The 15,375-nt window shown below is 72.8% G+C and carries 15 protein-coding genes and 1 riboswitch; of the genes, 5 read left to right on the top strand and 10 right to left on the bottom strand.

Annotation, left to right across the window (positions count from 1 at the left end):
* Positions 1–3: 3 nt before the first annotated feature.
* Positions 4–163, bottom strand: a riboswitch (cyclic di-AMP (ydaO/yuaA leader).
* 480 nt (positions 164–643) lie between these two features.
* Positions 644–2,035: an FAD-dependent oxidoreductase gene (locus ACQP09_RS32660; RefSeq protein ID WP_432149526.1), complete on the top strand. Its 1,392-nt coding sequence runs from the start codon at positions 644–646 to the stop codon at positions 2,033–2,035.
* Positions 2,036–2,120: 85 nt separating this feature from the next.
* Here ACQP09_RS32660 and ACQP09_RS32655 read toward each other — a convergent pair whose 3' ends face one another.
* Together ACQP09_RS32655 and ACQP09_RS32650 are read right to left on the bottom strand one after the other, a co-directional pair.
* The gene (locus tag ACQP09_RS32655) at positions 2,121–4,727 is read right to left on the bottom strand and encodes a SpoIIE family protein phosphatase (protein ID WP_433406233.1); all 2,607 of its coding nucleotides are present in this window, start codon (positions 4,725–4,727) and stop codon (positions 2,121–2,123) included.
* Positions 4,728–4,805: 78 nt separating this feature from the next.
* Positions 4,806–5,420: a hypothetical protein gene (locus ACQP09_RS32650; RefSeq protein WP_433406232.1), complete on the bottom strand. Its 615-nt coding sequence runs from the start codon at positions 5,418–5,420 to the stop codon at positions 4,806–4,808.
* A 223-nt stretch (positions 5,421–5,643) separates the two neighbouring features.
* Here ACQP09_RS32650 and ACQP09_RS32645 point away from each other — a divergent pair, with 223 nt between their 5' ends.
* Together ACQP09_RS32645 and ACQP09_RS32640 are read left to right on the top strand one after the other, a co-directional pair.
* The gene (locus ACQP09_RS32645) at positions 5,644–6,942 is read left to right on the top strand and encodes a helix-turn-helix domain-containing protein (protein ID WP_433406231.1); all 1,299 of its coding nucleotides are present in this window, start codon (positions 5,644–5,646) and stop codon (positions 6,940–6,942) included.
* A 103-nt stretch (positions 6,943–7,045) separates the two neighbouring features.
* Positions 7,046–8,053, top strand: coding sequence for a PHP domain-containing protein (locus ACQP09_RS32640; protein ID WP_433406230.1), 1,008 nt, complete (start codon positions 7,046–7,048; stop codon positions 8,051–8,053).
* A gap of 87 nt (positions 8,054–8,140) precedes the next feature.
* On the opposite strand, the gene ACQP09_RS32635 is transcribed toward ACQP09_RS32640, so the two are convergent.
* Positions 8,141–8,332 carry a DUF6381 family protein gene (locus tag ACQP09_RS32635; RefSeq protein WP_356753327.1) on the bottom strand — a complete coding sequence of 64 codons (192 nt, stop codon included), beginning with the start codon at positions 8,330–8,332 and terminating at the stop codon, positions 8,141–8,143.
* A gap of 100 nt (positions 8,333–8,432) precedes the next feature.
* Positions 8,433–9,638: an FUSC family protein gene (locus ACQP09_RS32630; RefSeq protein ID WP_433406229.1), complete on the bottom strand. Its 1,206-nt coding sequence runs from the start codon at positions 9,636–9,638 to the stop codon at positions 8,433–8,435.
* A 127-nt stretch (positions 9,639–9,765) separates the two neighbouring features.
* Here ACQP09_RS32630 and ACQP09_RS32625 point away from each other — a divergent pair, with 127 nt between their 5' ends.
* Both ACQP09_RS32625 and ACQP09_RS32620 read left to right on the top strand, forming a co-directional pair.
* On the top strand, positions 9,766–9,948 hold the full coding sequence (locus ACQP09_RS32625) for a DUF6480 family protein (protein ID WP_432149520.1): 183 nt from the start codon (positions 9,766–9,768) through the stop codon (positions 9,946–9,948).
* On the top strand, positions 9,945–10,613 hold the full coding sequence (locus ACQP09_RS32620) for an endonuclease (protein ID WP_433406228.1): 669 nt from the start codon (positions 9,945–9,947) through the stop codon (positions 10,611–10,613). Before ACQP09_RS32625 ends, ACQP09_RS32620 begins: the two co-directional genes overlap by 4 nt.
* A gap of 75 nt (positions 10,614–10,688) precedes the next feature.
* On the opposite strand, the gene ACQP09_RS32615 is transcribed toward ACQP09_RS32620, so the two are convergent.
* The 6 genes from ACQP09_RS32615 to ACQP09_RS32590 form a co-directional block, all read right to left on the bottom strand.
* Entirely contained in the window at positions 10,689–10,868 is a 180-nt protein-coding gene (locus ACQP09_RS32615; protein WP_432149518.1) for a hypothetical protein, read from the bottom strand.
* 90 nt (positions 10,869–10,958) lie between these two features.
* Positions 10,959–11,351: a hypothetical protein gene (locus ACQP09_RS32610; protein ID WP_093687870.1), complete on the bottom strand. Its 393-nt coding sequence runs from the start codon at positions 11,349–11,351 to the stop codon at positions 10,959–10,961.
* Positions 11,352–11,424: 73 nt separating this feature from the next.
* Positions 11,425–13,014: a hypothetical protein gene (locus ACQP09_RS32605; RefSeq protein WP_433406226.1), complete on the bottom strand. Its 1,590-nt coding sequence runs from the start codon at positions 13,012–13,014 to the stop codon at positions 11,425–11,427.
* Positions 13,015–13,178: 164 nt separating this feature from the next.
* Complete coding sequence (locus ACQP09_RS32600; protein WP_433406225.1) at positions 13,179–13,925, bottom strand: hypothetical protein; 747 nt, start codon at positions 13,923–13,925, stop codon at positions 13,179–13,181.
* 80 nt (positions 13,926–14,005) lie between these two features.
* Entirely contained in the window at positions 14,006–14,200 is a 195-nt protein-coding gene (locus tag ACQP09_RS32595; protein ID WP_015613051.1) for a hypothetical protein, read from the bottom strand.
* Positions 14,201–14,317: 117 nt separating this feature from the next.
* Positions 14,318–15,229 (bottom strand): phosphatidylinositol-specific phospholipase C/glycerophosphodiester phosphodiesterase family protein, encoded by a 912-nt coding sequence (locus tag ACQP09_RS32590; RefSeq protein WP_433406224.1) that lies wholly within the window; start codon positions 15,227–15,229, stop codon positions 14,318–14,320.
* Positions 15,230–15,375 lie beyond the last annotated feature (146 nt).

The following is a 15,375-nucleotide window of genomic DNA, read 5'->3' as shown; positions in this document are numbered from 1 at the left end:
GGGGAATTTCCTCTCCGGCGCCTACGAGGTGAGCTGTCGGGTTCAGACGGGAGATGTCTGGCCGCACGGTCGTGCGACTTCACCCCTAGCCGTTCCGGATACCGGATCGGCGGCTTACCTGGGTCCCCCGCTCCTGCCGTACGTGAGTGGGTTGCGGATTCCCGGACGGCGGCAGGATTCGGCGTTCCATCCGGATTGACCGTGACCGTAGGCGAAAAACATCGGGCAGAACAAGCCCTGAATTCCGGATCTTCTTTCTCCGCATGATCGAATTCCGGAATTCCCGGTCGCGCCGGTTCCGTCACGGTGTCAACTTTCTTCGCACAGAAGGGAACCGAGGCCTCCACTTCCCCGTCCGCACCCCCGGGCGTGACGCTCACCACTTTGCGCGGGGGTGGCCGGAATGGGCATACCCAAAAGATCCCAAGAACCCTCAATAACCCCTTTGATGAGGAGAGGGTTAAATAGCAAAAATCGCCCATACCGACCTGGAGAAACGGACTTATCGGGCGGTTCCGTAGGCCGGGTCGGAGGCCTCGCGGGGCCAGGGCTTACGGTGTGGGGTGGAGACTAGTAAGCCAACCCTTACCTCCGACGTACGCTGTACCTGCCCGCGTTCGCCCGCCTTAAGGATCACCACGCCATGACACGCCCCGTCCGCGTCGCCATTGTCGGAGCCGGCCCTGCCGGTATCTACGCTGCGGACGCGCTGCTCAAATCCGAGGTCTGCCAGGACCCGGGTGTCTCGATCGACCTGTTCGAGCGCATGCCCGCGCCCTTCGGCCTGATCCGGTACGGCGTGGCCCCCGACCACCCGCGGATCAAGGGCATCGTCAAGGCGCTGCACCAGGTGCTGGACAAGCCGCAGATCCGCCTCTTCGGCAACGTCAGCTACCCGAACGACATCGACCTGGACGACCTGCGGTCCTTCTACGACGCGGTGATCTTCTCGACCGGCGCCGAGGCCGACCGGGCCCTCGACATCCCGGGCATGGAGCTCGACGGCTCCTACGGCGCGGCCGACTTCGTCTCCTGGTACGACGGCCACCCCGAGGTCCCGCGCACCTGGCCGCTCACCGCGGAGAAGGTCGCCGTCCTCGGCGTCGGCAACGTGGCGCTCGACGTGGCCCGCGTGCTGGCCAAGACGGCGGACGAGCTGCTGCCCACCGAGATCCCGGACAACGTGTACCAGGGCCTCAAGGCGAACAAGGCGCTGGAGGTGCATGTGTTCGGGCGGCGTGGCCCGGCGCAGGCCAAGTTCAGCCCGATGGAGCTGCGGGAGCTGGACCACTCCCCCAACATCGAGGTCATCGTCAACCCCGAGGACATCGAGTACGACGAGGGCTCCATCGCCACCCGGCGGGAGAACAAGCAGGCCAACATGGTCGCGCAGACCCTGGAGAACTGGGCGATCCGCGACGTCGGCGACCGCCCGCACAAGCTCTTCCTGCACTTCTTCGAGTCGCCGGTCGAGATCCTCGGCGAGGACGGCAAGGTCACCGCGCTGCGCACCGAGCGCACCGAGCTGGACGGCACCGGCAACGTCCGGGGCACCGGCACGTTCACCGACTGGGACATGCAGAGCGTCTACCGGGCCGTCGGCTACTACTCGGAGGAGCTGCCCAAGCTCCCCTTCGACGTGGCCTCCGGCACGGTCCCGCACGAGGCGGGCCGCGTCATCGCCGGCGACGAGCACATGGCCTCGGTCTACGTCACGGGCTGGATCAAGCGCGGCCCGATCGGTCTGATCGGCCACACCAAGGGCGACGCCAACGAGACGGTCGCGTGCCTCCTGGAGGACCGCGCCGCCGGCCGCCTGTCCGAGCCGGCGACGCCCGCTCCGGAGGCCGTGGAGGCCTTCCTGGAGAGCCGGAACGTCCGCTACACGACCTGGGAGGGCTGGCACAAGCTGGACGCCCACGAGCAGGCGCTCGGCGTCGCCCAGGGCCGTGAGCGGATCAAGGTCGTGGAGCGCGAGGGCATGCTGGACGCCTCGGGCGCCTTCGCCCTGGCCGAGCGGGCCACGGAGGTCTGAGCCGGGCCGCCGGCGGAGGTCTGAGCCGGGAGTGCTCGCGCGGATCCGAGCCCCGTACGCCTGAGGCGTACGGGGCTGTCGCCCGTCAGGCCGGGTCCGGGGCGCTGGTGCCGCCCCGGCCCGGCCCGCGGAACGTCCGCCACAGGTCCGGCGGGGCGGCGTCGCGGGACGGCGGCTGCGGCTTCTCCGGAAGGTGCGTCCAGCGGGCCGCGAGCAGGAGCGCGATGTCGTCGGGCCGGTCCGTGGCCTGCCGGGCCTCGCCGATCACCCGGTTCGCGATCTGGGCCAGCGGGACCGATCCGATCCCGGCGATCGTGGAGCGCAGCCGCTCGATGCCCTCGTCGATGTCGGTCCCGGGCCGTTCGATGAGCCCGTCGGTGAACAGGGCCAGCACATCGCCCGGTTCGAGCAGCAGTTCGGTGACCGGGTACGTCGCGTGCCCGTCGACGCCGAGGACGATGCCGCCGGGCAGGTCCAGCACCTCGGTCCGGCCGTCGGGGTGCCGCAGCACCGGCTGCGGATGGCCCGCCCGTACGGCACGGGCGCGTCCCGTGAGCGGGTCCAGGACGATGTAGCAGCAGCTGGCGAACTGTCCCGGGTCCAGGTCGATGAGCAGCCGGTTGGTGCCGCTCATCACCTCCTGCGGATCGTGGTTGCTCAGCGCGAACGCCCTTACCGCACTGCGTAGTTGCCCCATGGTGGCGGCCGCCGCGACACCGTGTCCCTGGACGTCGCCGATGACCAGGGCCAGTTCGTGGCCGGTCTCGATGACGTCGTACCAGTCGCCGCCCACCTCCATGTCCTGGGTCCCGGAGAGATAGCGCCCGAGCGTGTCGACCCCGTCGGCCTCCGGCAGCCGGTGCGGCAGCAGGGCGTCCTGGAGCCCCCGGGCGAGCGCCGACTCGCTGTCGTACCGCTGCGCGCGTTGCAGGGCCTGGGCGATGAGTCCGGCGAGGGCGGTCAGGACGGTGCGCTCCTCCGGGCTGAACCCGCGCGGCCGGTCGAAGCCGAGGATGCACGAGCCGACGGGCCGTCCGGAGGCGATCAGCGGCAGGAAGGCGCGCGCGCCGACGTCGGTCTCCATCGGGATGCCCGGGTAGGCGTCGGCCAGCCGCTGCATGGACTCGAAGAAGATCGGCCGGCCGGTGGTCAGGGTCTCCACGCCAGGAATGGAGACGTCGAGCCCGACCCCGTCGAAACGGTCGAGGAACCCTTTCGGGAACCCGGTCTCCCAGGCGAGGTGGAGGTGACGCTCGCTCAGCAGGTAGATGGCGAGCTGCCGGCCGCCGAACGCGGGCAGCAGCTCCTCGGTGACCACGGCGGAGACCTGACGGGCCGTGACCGCCTCGGTGAGGGCGATCGCCAGGGCCACCGGGCGGTAGAGGGCGGAGGAGCGGTCGGCGGTGGAGCCGATGCCCAGACCGGGCGCGGTGACCGAACCGGGAGCGTACGCCGGCTGTTCCGTGGCCTGGAACACCGCGCTCAGCCCGTCGTGGCCCGGGTACAGCGAGACCGACAGCCAGCGCGACGGGCCCCGCCGGGCGAGGAAGTGGACGGGTTCGTCGGAGATCAGGGCGGCCCGGCAGTGGTCCTCGTACGCCGGATGCCCGAACCACGGCAGCACCTCCCACACGACGTGGCCCACCAGCTCGGCGCGGGGGAGGTCGAGCAGCTTCTCCGCGAGCGCGTTGGCGTACGTGATGCGCCCGATCCGGTCCAGCGAGACGATCCCCCGCGGCAGCCGGTCCGCCGCCTCCGCGATGACGGGTCCCGCGCCGAAGTCGACGACGAAGCCGGTCAGATGGCTCTCCGCGCTCTCGCCGTCCGGGTGGGTCCAGCGGCCGGAGAGTTCCAGCAGGTGGTAGCGGCCGTCGGGGCCGCGCAGCCGCATCCTCCGCACCACCGGATCGGCGGATTCCACCGCCTGCCGGGCCAGCGCCCAGAGCCCGTACACGTCCTCCGGTACGAGGCGTCCGGCGAGCGCGTCGACGGTGCCGGGGAACTCCTCCGGCGCGGTGCCGAAGATCGCGCACAGGTCGTCGTCGGCGGTGAGGCCGCCGGAGTGCAGGTCCCAGTCGAAGCTGCCGACCCGCACGGGCGGCGCCGGGGCGGCCGGGAGCTGGACGGGGATCGGCTCCTTCTCCCAGACGACCGGGAGGGACCGCGACTCCAGATCGGCGAGCGCGGCCCCGAGCCGTCGGCCCAGGCGCAGCAGCCGCTCCCCGTCGGCGGGAGCGATCTCCTCGCCCGGGGTGGCGGGCCGCAGGACGGCCATCACGCCCATGCTGCCCTGCGGGCCGGTGATCGGGACCCACAGCGATCCGAACGGGAACGGCAGCCCCGCCATCAGCTGGGGAAACCGCCGCATGCCCTCCTCCGCGTCGGCGAGCAGCACGGGCCGGCCGGTGCGGTAGGCCTCGGAGACCGGGAACGGCCGGTTCACGTGCATCCGCCACCAGGGCCGGAAGAGCGGGCCCGGCAGTCCGGCGAGCACGGCGAGGCGCAGAAGGCCGGGCGTCCCGGAGCGGAGGTAGATGCCGCCCGCGTACCCCTCGGCGGACTCGACGGCGCTGACGACCCCCTGCGCGAGTACGAGGGACAGCTCGTCCGGTACTCGGCCGCCGTCGTCGTGCCCGGCCGCGGCCCCGCTTCCGGGGGACGGGGTGGGCCGGGTCGCATCGTGCCGGGTCACACAGCCAGGATGCTCCCGGCAGAGGGGGCCGCGCACGTCGGCGGACCGGCCGGAACCCCGTGCCGGCCGGTCCGCGGCCTAGTACAGCTTGGCGACGGCGGTGCCGGTCGTCTTCCTGAACCCCTTCAGCGGTGCGCCGTCCAGGTCACCCAGCTGTCCCCACTCCAGAACGGTCACCGTGCGGCCGTCGCGGCCGACGGAGTGGAGGCCGATGTCGGTGGAGCCGACCTCCGGGTAGGACGTGTCGATGCTGTAGACGTACGCGCCCTCCTCCACGTTCACCCGCCCGTGGTACCTGCTGACGCCCTCGATGCCCGGGTCCTGCTCCTTCATCCGCTCCAGGCAGGTCGCCAGCGCGGTCCGCAGCTCGGCGGCGAGCGCCTTGGCCTTCGCGGTGGTGGGCGCGACGGTGATCGTCTGCCGGGCGCCGGTGTCCAGCTCGGTACGGAAGTCCCGGTGGCGGGTACCCGTGGCCGGCGTGGTTCCGGCCGTGCAGAAGGAACCGTCCTCCGGCAGCCCCTTCTGCACCGGACCGGCGGTCCAGGGCGTGAGGGAGGCGGGCCACTGCCCGGCGGCCAGGAACTTGGGCGCGGCGGGCGCGGCGGAGGCGGGTGCCGTGGACAGCGCCGTGACGGCGAGCCCCGCGGCGGCGGCGGTCACGAGTGCGGTGCGGATCGTACGGGTGGTGCGCATGGTGGTGATCCCCGTTCAGGTGGTCGAGCAGTCGGTCGGGTGGAACGGCACCAGCCTGGGGCGGGCGCCGGGCCGGCGACAAGGACGACACGGTTTCCGCCCGGCACGGAACCGTCCCACCCCCGGTGACGTGGGTGTTCACGGTGGGGTGGAACGCCCCTGGGACGGCAGGGGGAGGTCGAGCGGGTTGTCGGACGGACGGGAAGCGGGCGGCGAGCGGGGCATGAGCAGCCGGCGGCGCACGGACGGCGAGCGGGGAATCGGTGCGGAGCCAGGTGGGGGCGGTGGTTCCGCGCGGGAGGAGCTGGCGGAGCGGCTGCGGGAGTTACGGGAGAGCTCCGGCCGCACGTACGCGGCCCTGGCCCGCCGCATCGGCGTGAGCGCCTCGACGCTCCACCGCTACTGCACCGGCCGGACGGTCCCGGCGGAGTTCGCCCCGGTGGAGCGCCTGGCCCGGCTGTGCGGCCGCACGGGCGAGGAACGGCAGGCCCTGCACCGCCTGTGGCTGCGCGCGGACGCGGAACGGGTGGAGCGGCAGGAGGCGGGGGTGGTTCAGCCGGGTGAGGTCCAGGAGCCGGCGGTGGCCCGGCCGGGCGCGGACGCGCCGCGTACGGAAGAGCTCAGCGGACCCGTTCCGGCCGCCGCCACCCCCGTACACCCCGACGAGAAGCAGCCTCTGCCCGCCGCCGCCACTCCCGTAAGCCCCGACGAGAAGCGCCCCCTGCCCGCAGCCCCGGCTCCCCGCGCCTCCTCCGTACGCCGGTGGGTGCCCGCTCTCATCGTCTGCGTCGCCGTCGTCGCCCTGGCACTCGCCCTGAGCGCGGCCTTCAGCGATCCCTCGCGACCGGAGCTGCCCCAGGGAAAGCCCTCCCCGGCGCCGCCCGTGGCTCCCCCGTTCACCTGGACCACCGACGATCACGTCTGGAAGTACGGCTGCGGGCACGCCTACCTCGTCGGCGGTTCCGCGGCCGAGGTCCCGGCCCCGCCCGCCGAGGCCGACGCGGAGGCCTGGGCGCGGGCGCTCGGCGCGGTGCACGCGGGCGAGACCGGCGTACGGATCACCCTCCAGGGCACGGAGGAGCGGGCGGTGGTGCTGGAGGCGCTGCGGGTCCGGGTCGTCGAGCGGCGCGAGCCTGCGAACGGGCGGGTCCTCCGGATGAGCTCCGGGTGCGGCGGAGCGCTCACGCCGCGGATGTTCGACGTCGACCTCGACGTGGAGCGACCCGTGGCCCGGTCCGTACCGGGGAACGACACGGGTGAGCCGATCCCTGCGGTCTCCTTCCCGTACCGCGTCTCGGCCTCGGACCCGGAGGTCCTCCTCGTCACCGCGCGGGCGGCCCGCTGCGACTGCGACTGGGTCGCGGAGCTGCGGTGGAGCAGCGGGGGCCGGAGCGGGACGGTACGGATCGACGACGGCGGGCGACCGTTCCGGACGAGTGGGGCGCCCGGGCGGCCCGTCCACGACTACGACTTCTCCACCCGGCGCTGGGTGGCGGAGCCGGGACAGGCCGGCTCCGGCTGACGGGTCGCCCGGTGGGCGTCCGGGGCCCGCAGCGGCCATCCTGGGACAGGCGGCCCGGACGGCGTGATCCGCGGGGCGGCCGACGTTCCCTGTGGAGGTGCCGATGGATCCCGTCACCGCTTTGCGGCGTATCGCGTTCCTGCTGGAGCGCTCGCAGGCCGCCACCTACCGGGTGAAGGCCTTCCGGACGGCCGCCGAGGTGGTGGACGCGATGGAGGCGGGGGAGGCGGCCGAGCGGGTGGCCGCCGGGACCCTGGAGCGGCTCTCCGGGATCGGTCCGCGTACCGCGCAGGTGATCCGGGAGGCCCAGGCGGGCGAGGTCCCCGGCTATCTGGAGCGGCTGGAGGAGGAGGCTGCCGCCGAACCGGCCCCCGAGAAGGGCCGGAAGCTGCTGTCCCGGCTGCGCGGCGACTGCCATCTCCACTCCGACTGGTCCGACGGTGGCAGCCCGATCGTGGAGATGGGCCTCACGGCGGCGGAGCTGGGGCACGAGTGGGCGGCGCTCACCGACCATTCGCCGCGGCTGACGGTGGCGAACGGCCTGTCGCCCGAGCGGCTGCGGGAGCAGCTGGCGGTGGTGGCACGGCTCAACGAGGAGTGGGCGCCGTTCCGGCTGCTGACCGGGATCGAGTGCGACATCCTGCCGGACGGTTCGCTGGACCAGGAACCGGAGCTGCTGGAGCAGCTGGACGTGGTGGTGGTCTCCGTCCACTCCAAGCTGCGGATGGAGGCGGCGCCGATGACCCGGCGCCTGGAGGCGGCCGTACGCCATCCGCAGGCGAACATTCTCGGCCACTGCACGGGCCGGCTGCTGTCGGGGCGCGGCCGGCCGCAGTCGCGGTTCGACGCGGACCGGGTCTTCGCGGCCTGTGCCGAGGCGGGCACGGCGGTCGAGATCAACTGCCGGCCGGAGCGGCTGGACCCGCCGCGCCACCTGCTGCGCAAGGCGGTGGCGGCGGGCGCCCTCGTCGCGATCGACACCGACGCCCACGCGCCCGGCCAGCTGGACTGGCAGATCAACGGCTGCGCGCGGGCCGAGGAGTGCGGCGTACCGGCGGACCGGGTGGTGACCACCTGGCCGGTGGAGCGGCTGCTGAAGTGGGCGGGGTGAGCGCCTCCGTACGCCTGGGAGAGCACGGACACGGGACGCCCGCCCCGGAAGAGGTCCGGGGCGGGCGCCCTGCTGCGTACCGTGCGTCTACTTCTGCGGGTAGATGTCTCCCGCGGCCATCCCGCTCTGCTGCTCGCTCCGGTCCCGGATCGTCCGGGACTTCTTCTCCAGCCGCTCGCGCTCCTGCGGGTCTGTCGCGCGTTCCGCGGCCTCGGCGAGCTGCTGGGCCTTCTCACGCATCTGCCGCGCCAGGTCGGCGGGCTCATCCGAACCGCTCATCACCACTCCTCGACACATTCCTGGACAGAAACCGGGCCACTGCCCCCAGCGAACCAGTGACCGGCGCCTTCCGCATCCCGCGCGCGCCGCCGGACACGGGTCACGTGGCGGTCCGGCTCAGCCGCCGCACCGCCGCGCGGAGCCGCGGGTGGCGTTCATGGGCCTCGGACGAGCGCCGGTCCAGCTCCTCGCCCAGCCGCTTGGTCCGCTCGTCGATGTCGAGTTCGGCGAGCACCCGGTCGATCTCGGCGAGCAGGGCCCCGTGCAGCTGCCACTCGCGCGGGTGCTCCTGGACGTCCTCCAGGAGCAGGTCGGCCACCCGGTCGCGGGTGGCGCGGCTGCGGGCGAGGGCCTCGGCGAGCCGGTCCTCGGCCGCCTCGCCGTCGGCGGCGAGCGGTGTGGTGACGAGAACGGCGAAGCTCTCGATGGCGTCGGCGAGCTGACCGAAGAGCTCCTGGAGGAGGCCCGCCACATCGGCCGGGAACAGCGTCTCCTCCGTGCGGGCCTTCGCCAGGTCGGTGAGGGTGCGGGACAGGACCCGCAGCACGACCGCGCAGATCTCCAGGGTGTCGAGTCCGGTGCGCAGGACGACCCGGTAGAGCAGCCCTTGTCTCACCCTGGGGTTGAGGGTGAGACTTTCCTCCGCCTGGCGGAGCGAGGCGTCGACCTCGACGATGTCGTGGTCGAGCCTGCGGGCCTCGTGGAGCCGGGCCGCCGCCCGGGAGACGGGGTTGTTGCCCACCACCTCCTCGCCCATGCTGCGGAGCATCGTGCCCATCCGGCCGGCCAGCGAGCCGATGGAGGTGCCCGCCGAAGCGACCCAGACCGGCGGCGCGAAGACCAGGTTGAACAGCAGCCCGACCACCGCCCCGATGAGCGTCTCCCAGACCCGGTCCCAGGCGGTGTCGGCGACCTGGGAGACGCCGAGGACGAGCATCGCGCTGATCGCCACCTCGGGAACGAACTCGTTGACCCGCACCAGCCGCCCGATCAGCAGCGAGGTGAAGATGGTCAGCCCGAGGCTCCACCAGCTCAGCCCCACCAGGGAGCTGAAGGCGATGGCGATGAGCACCCCGACGATGACCGAGTTCACGCGGCGGATGCCGGTGGTGAGGGTCGCGTAGAGGGTCACCTGCACGACCAGGAGCGCGGTGAGGGGTGCGGTCAGCGGAGCCGGTTCGGGCAGCGCCCAGACGGCCACGGAGTAGGCGATGACGGCGGCCGCGGTCGAGCGGAGCGTCTGGACCCCCGCGGGTTCGGTGGTGCGCTGCACGAGCTTGATGACGGGCGCGGAAACGGCGGGCATCCTCTGACCGTGCCCCGTTTCCCCCGCGCGCAGCGCTCCGCGCCCCGGGGTGCCTCCGTACGGCCCTGCCCCGGTGGCGGGAAAGGCCCGGCGTGCGCCGGAGCGAGGAGAGGGGGACTCTGGAGGCATGGCTGTTCTCCTGAATCCCCCCACAGAGACGCCCCCCGCCGAGGGCTCCATCGGCGAAGCCCACGAGGAGCGCCCGGACGGAGGTGTCTGGGAGCACCCGGCCGTCTGGATCGGGCTGATCGTGCTCGGGGCGCTGCTGGTCGCCGGGTTCTTCGTCGCGCGGGTCTTCGGTCTGGCATGAGCGGTACGCAACCGCCCCCGGCGCGCCGGATCGTGGACGCGCTGGTGGAGGAGTGCGGCCGGACGTACGCCGAGGAGGCGGGCATCCGGCTGAAGGACACCCCGCAGCCCCTCTACCAGCTCCTGGTGCTGAGCCTGCTGCTCTCGGCCCGCATCCGCGCCTCGGTTGCCGTCGCGGCCGCCCGCGCCCTCTCCGGCCACGGCATGCGCACGCCGCGCCGCATGGTGGACGCGACCTGGCAGCAGCGGGTGGACGCGCTGGGCGAGGGCCACTACCGGCGGTACGACGAACGCACCGCCACCCAGCTCGGCGACGGCGCGCAGCTCGTCCTGGACACCTGGCGGGGCGACCTGCGCCGGCTCCGCGAGGAGGCCGACGGCGACCGGGACCGCCTGATGGAGGGGCTCCAGCGCGTCCCGGGCATCGGACCGGCCGGCGCCGACATCTTCGTACGCGAGGTGCAGTCCCTCTGGCCGGAGACCGGCCCCTGGCTCGGAGCGAAGGCGCTCCAGGGCGCCGAGCAGCTGGGCCTGCCCACCTCCCCCGCCAGGCTGGCACAGGCCGCGCGGGACCACGACGACGCGACGTTCGCTGCCGCGCTGGTCCGGGCGGCGCTGGACAAGGACATCGTGGACGCGGTCACGGCGGCGGCACGGGTGCGCTGAGGGGGCACACCAGTGCCACCCCCTCACACGAAGAAGCGTCCGTACCGCATGTGACGGTACGGACGCTCCGCCGGCTCAGCTGCCGGAGGCCTCCGGCAGGGCGCGGGCCCGCTCTTCCTCCCGGCGGGCCGCCTCCTGCTCCTGCCGTCCCTCGGCCTTCATCCGCTCGTCGCCGAGCGCGATGCCGTCCGACTCCTTCTTCATGCCCTTTAGCCGGTGCGCCTTGGCGCGGGCCAGGTCGGTGCTCTTACCCACAGCTGCCTCCGTACCGCGAGGAGATTCACGCTTCTCCCTCTCCACTATGCCTACGCGCACCGCGGAACGCAGGAGGCCGCCGACGGCGGCTCAGATCACCGGACCGTCGTCCTCGTCCTCGGGCCCGCCGGCCTCCACGCGCAGCGCCAGGTCCTGGAGGACGTCGGCCGACGAGACGTCCGTCTGCCCGGAGTCGTGCACCTGCGCCAGCATCGTGAAGGCGAGGGTGAAGGCGCTCACCAGCTGCTCGACCGCGCCGCCCACCTCACGCCCGACCACGGTCACCACCTCCTCGACGGAGAAATCGTCGGGGATGGCGATGTGGGGCATCGTCTCGTTGAGCAGGGCCGTGACGGCGCCCGCTCCCGCGTCCAGGTCTTCCCGTTCGAGGTCCGCCTCCAGCAGGCGCTGCATTTCGCGCGCCTCTGTGAGGATGCCGATCACGCGCTTCACGACTTCCCGTTGCTCCATGGCCGCGAGCATAGGCCGTACGCACCGGTCGCCACGTGCGCCGGTGTGCACTTCCTCGTGACGTCAGCCCTCTGCGTCCCGTGGATCAGCCGGTGTCGCGGACCGCGACGATGCCGTTGAAGACCCCCGCGTACGCCGTCCCGTCGGGACCGATGGTGATGGGCGCCCAGTTGTTGTCGTACGCGGGTCCGGTGCCGGTCAGTTTGCGCCAACGGCGTTCGCCGGTACGGAAGTCGACGGGGGTGAGGTACCAGGCGTCGATGCCGAGGGCGTTGGGCTCCTTCTCGTAGAAGTAGAGGAGTCCGTTGGCGGTGGAGAGCTTGGGCACGGTGGAGGGTGAGCGGACGGCGCTCTCCCACACGGTGTCGCAGCCGCTGCCGTCGGGGCGGACGTCGATACGGGTGACGCCACCGACGACGCTGCGGCCCAGGAGGAGGGAGGTGGGGTTCTCGTAGCCGTAGTTGTTCTCCACCACCAGGCTGTTGCCCCAGCTGATGAGGGAGTTGTCGGTGGTGGAGCGCCCGGAGCCGAACACGGGGACCGAGCAGACGAGGCGGCGGTCGGCGGGGACGTCGACGCCCCGGCGGTGGACCAGGACGTTCATGCGGTCGTCCGCGTTGTCGGTGATCGCCACGTACTCCTCACCGGTGCCGAAGAGGTCCGGTGTGGTGCCCGAGCCCTGGTTGACCGAGCCGGGCTTGGTGCCGGTGCCGCGGTCGTAGGTCTGGCGCCACTGGATGCGCGGAGTGCCGTCGGGGTCGGCGGTGAAGCTGTACAGGGCGTGGTCGGAGACGATGGAGACGCCGTCCCGGGCCACGGAGAAGGAGTTCTGGATCTCCTCACCGGCCAGCCGGACGGAGCGGATGACGGAGGTCTCCGGGTCGACCGTGCCGACCCGGCCGAGCCGGGTGACCCACCAGATCCGGCCCTGCCAGTCGGGCATCACGGAGGTGACGGGGTCGCAGGTGCCGCTCGGGAAGAGGTTGGTCCAGCTGACGCAGTCGTGCGGGACCTGCCCGGTGAGGTCCCAGTCGTCCTCGACGACGAACTCCCAGCGGCCGTCGGCGCTCTGCCGGTGGCCGATGCGCAGGACGTGCTGGCGGGAGTCGGCGAGGACGACGCGGTCCTGGTCGTCCAGGTAGAAGTAGGCGCCGCCCGAGGTGTCCTTGAAGATGCGGGAGAAGTCGAGCCGGGTGATCGCCTCCACGGTCGACGAGCGCTGCGGCAGCTTGTACTCGGCCAGCGTGTCGAGCGTGCGCGGGTCCAGCAGCTTGAGCAGGAAGCCGGTGAAGGTCCCGCAGACCGTGATCAGCCGGCCGGCCGCGTCGAAGGTGGCGGTGGCGCACTCGCCGCCGACCGGTGCGATCTTCTCGCTCACCACCTCGGGCTTCCGGCCGAGCGGCCCGGAGTACGGGTGCGTACCGCTGCCCGCCGCGTCCGCGTGCATACCGCTGCGGCCGTTGGGAGCGAGGTACGGGTGCTGCGAAGGCGCCTCGCCCGGGACCGGGGAGGCGGTGGCAGGCGCCCCCTGGTAGTCGGCGACCAGGCGGTGGCCGGGAGCCCGGGGAATCTCGGTGGCCGCCGCCGGGGCGACCGGCCCCAGGAGTGTGACGGAGGCGACGGCGAGCGTCAGGGCCAGGACGCGGGTGAGCGTACGGCGGTACGGCGGGGGCATCGGGCTCCTTGATTACGGACGGGGGTCGCGCCGCCGCCCGACGTTAGGACGCACCCCTTGAAGTGTCCATGGAGAGCCGGAGGGATTCGCGGGCCTGACACACCGCCGCAACACCACGCCACACGCGGCAACGCCCGCACCACACCGTGCCGCGTCCCGCCCGGCTATCCGCGCGGCGGGGGCCTCTTGTGCGAGCGGTTCTCCCGCATCGCCCGCCGGATCCGGGCCGCCGCCGCATGGGCGTGCTCCGGGGTCGCGGTGTGGTCGGCGACCGAGGTGACGAACCGGTGCAGCGGTTGCCGGCAGCGGGGGCACGGGGCGTCGGTGGTGGCGAGGTAGCCGTCCTCGCACTCCGGGTCGGGGCAGGAACCGGGCATCAGCAGCTGCTCGGCGATGTCCTGGGCGCTCCACCGGCGGCGGCCGTCCTCGTCCTTCTCGTTGAGGGCGTGGGCCCAGCGCAGGTTCCAGCGGCGTTCGATGCGCTCACGGAGGAGACCGGCGGTGCGATTGCGGGCCAGCTCGTCGTGGATCATGTCGTGGACGGTGCTCGGCACCCGGCCGCCGAGGGCCTGGAGGAGCTGCTGCGGCAGCGCCTGGAGGACGTACCCGCGCGGGTTGCTCTTGGCGTTCTCCCGCCAGCGGTCGCAGGCGCAGCTTCCGTCGGGCCGTTTCTGTGCGTGGCACCGGCCGCAGAGCCCGCGGCACTCGGCGCACAGCCCGCCGTCGAGCCCGTCCAGGTGCGGCGCGGGCGCCCGGCCGCACGCCTGGCAGCAGGCCGCGCACGGCCCGCAGAGCCGTTCGTTGCCCGCCTTGGTGGTCCAGGTACGCATCTGGCACCGGCAGCAGAGGCCGGTGTTGCAGTACTCGTGGTGGGCGGCGCCCGAGTGCCGTCCGGGGGGCGGGAAAGACATCTGACCATTGTGCGGGATCGCCGGGCGCGGCGTGGACGGTCCCGACCAGGTCAGGGATGCGGGTCCCGAACGGGAGCAGGTCAGGGATGCAGGCCGCTGACCAGGTTGGCGGTGGCGCCGATCCCGTCGTGGATGGTCGGCGCCATGCTCGTACTGGCCAGCAGGAAGCCCAGCAGGGCACAGACGATCGCGTGCGAGAGCTTCAGCCCGCCGTTGCGCAGGAAGATCACCGCCAGGACCGTCAGCAGCAGCACCAGTGAGATCGAAATGACCATGGCCAACCTCCTCCGCCGCGCCGGATTTGCGGCTTTCGGCCGCCAGTGTGGCGCAGCGAGGCGGCCGTTCGGCGCACTGGCGTGTCCGCCGAACGGGTACTCCCGCGCGGTGAGGGGTTACGGAGTCGGGGCGGCGCCCGCACGGGCGCGGAGGAAGCGTTCGAGCCCGGCCAGGTCGTCGGTGTTGAGGTGGTCGGCCCCGGCGGCCAGGAGCTCGCTCCAGACGGCCTCGCGCTCGGGCCCGGGCAGGTCGGGGGTGGCCCAGAAGCGGATGCGGCGGCCCTCGCGGTGGGCGGTGGCGACGAGGGTGCGGAGCCGGTCGCGCTCGGCGCGGGGGAAGGGACCGGCACCGAGCCAGCTGAAGGTCTGGGTCCAGTTCGCGCTGATCAGCGGCGTGAACAAGGCGGGCGATGCGGTACCGAGGTCGTCGAGGCGGCCGTCGTAGAAGGCGAGGCGGGTGCGCTGGGCCTCCATCGGCACGCGGGCGGCGCGGTCGCCGGAGATGACGGCGGTGACGGCTCCGGGGCGGACGCGGCCGTGGTGGTAGCGGGTGAACAGGGAGCCGTAGCGGGTGAGCTGCCGGTCGAGCTCGCGGTAGGCGGCGACGCCGTCGGCCTTGATGTCGATGAGGAGTTGCAGGGGCCGGCGGTGGTGCGGATGCACGCTGCCGTGTCCAGCCCGGGCCAGAGCGCGTAGCGGTTCGAGGTAGAGACCGGCGAGGGTCCGTCGCGGGTCGAGCCCGGCCGGGTCGTGGGCGACGAGCAGCTCGCCGCCGACCAGGAAGGTGTCCGCCTCGACGCTGGTGAAGCCGTGCGCGAGGGCGTCGTGGAGGGGGCGCGGGTGCAGGTAGTCGTTGTGCGCGTGGGCGTGGCGGAGGGGGCGGGCGCGTGGGCGGGGCCGGGACGAGCGGCCGACGGCGGCGGCCGGGGACGCGGCGGCCACTCCGGCGGGAGCGGCGATCACCGTGGCGGCGGTGGCGAGGGTGACGGTGAGGGCGCGGCGGCGGGTCGGGGCGGGCGGTACAGCCATGGAGGCTCCCTGAAGCGTCGGCGGGGCCCGGGACGGGCCGGACGCGACGAGTATGGGGCCGACCGGCGGCAGACCGTCAGGTACCTGCCAAGAGTTGGCCCGATCGTCGCTCTCCGGTCAGCGCTTGATAAGCTGTCACCGAATCC

Source organism: Streptomyces sp. CA-146814, from assembly GCF_050942385.1.
Classification (GTDB): Bacteria; Actinomycetota; Actinomycetes; order Streptomycetales; family Streptomycetaceae; genus Streptomyces.
This window is presented reverse-complemented; position numbering and strand designations above follow the sequence as displayed.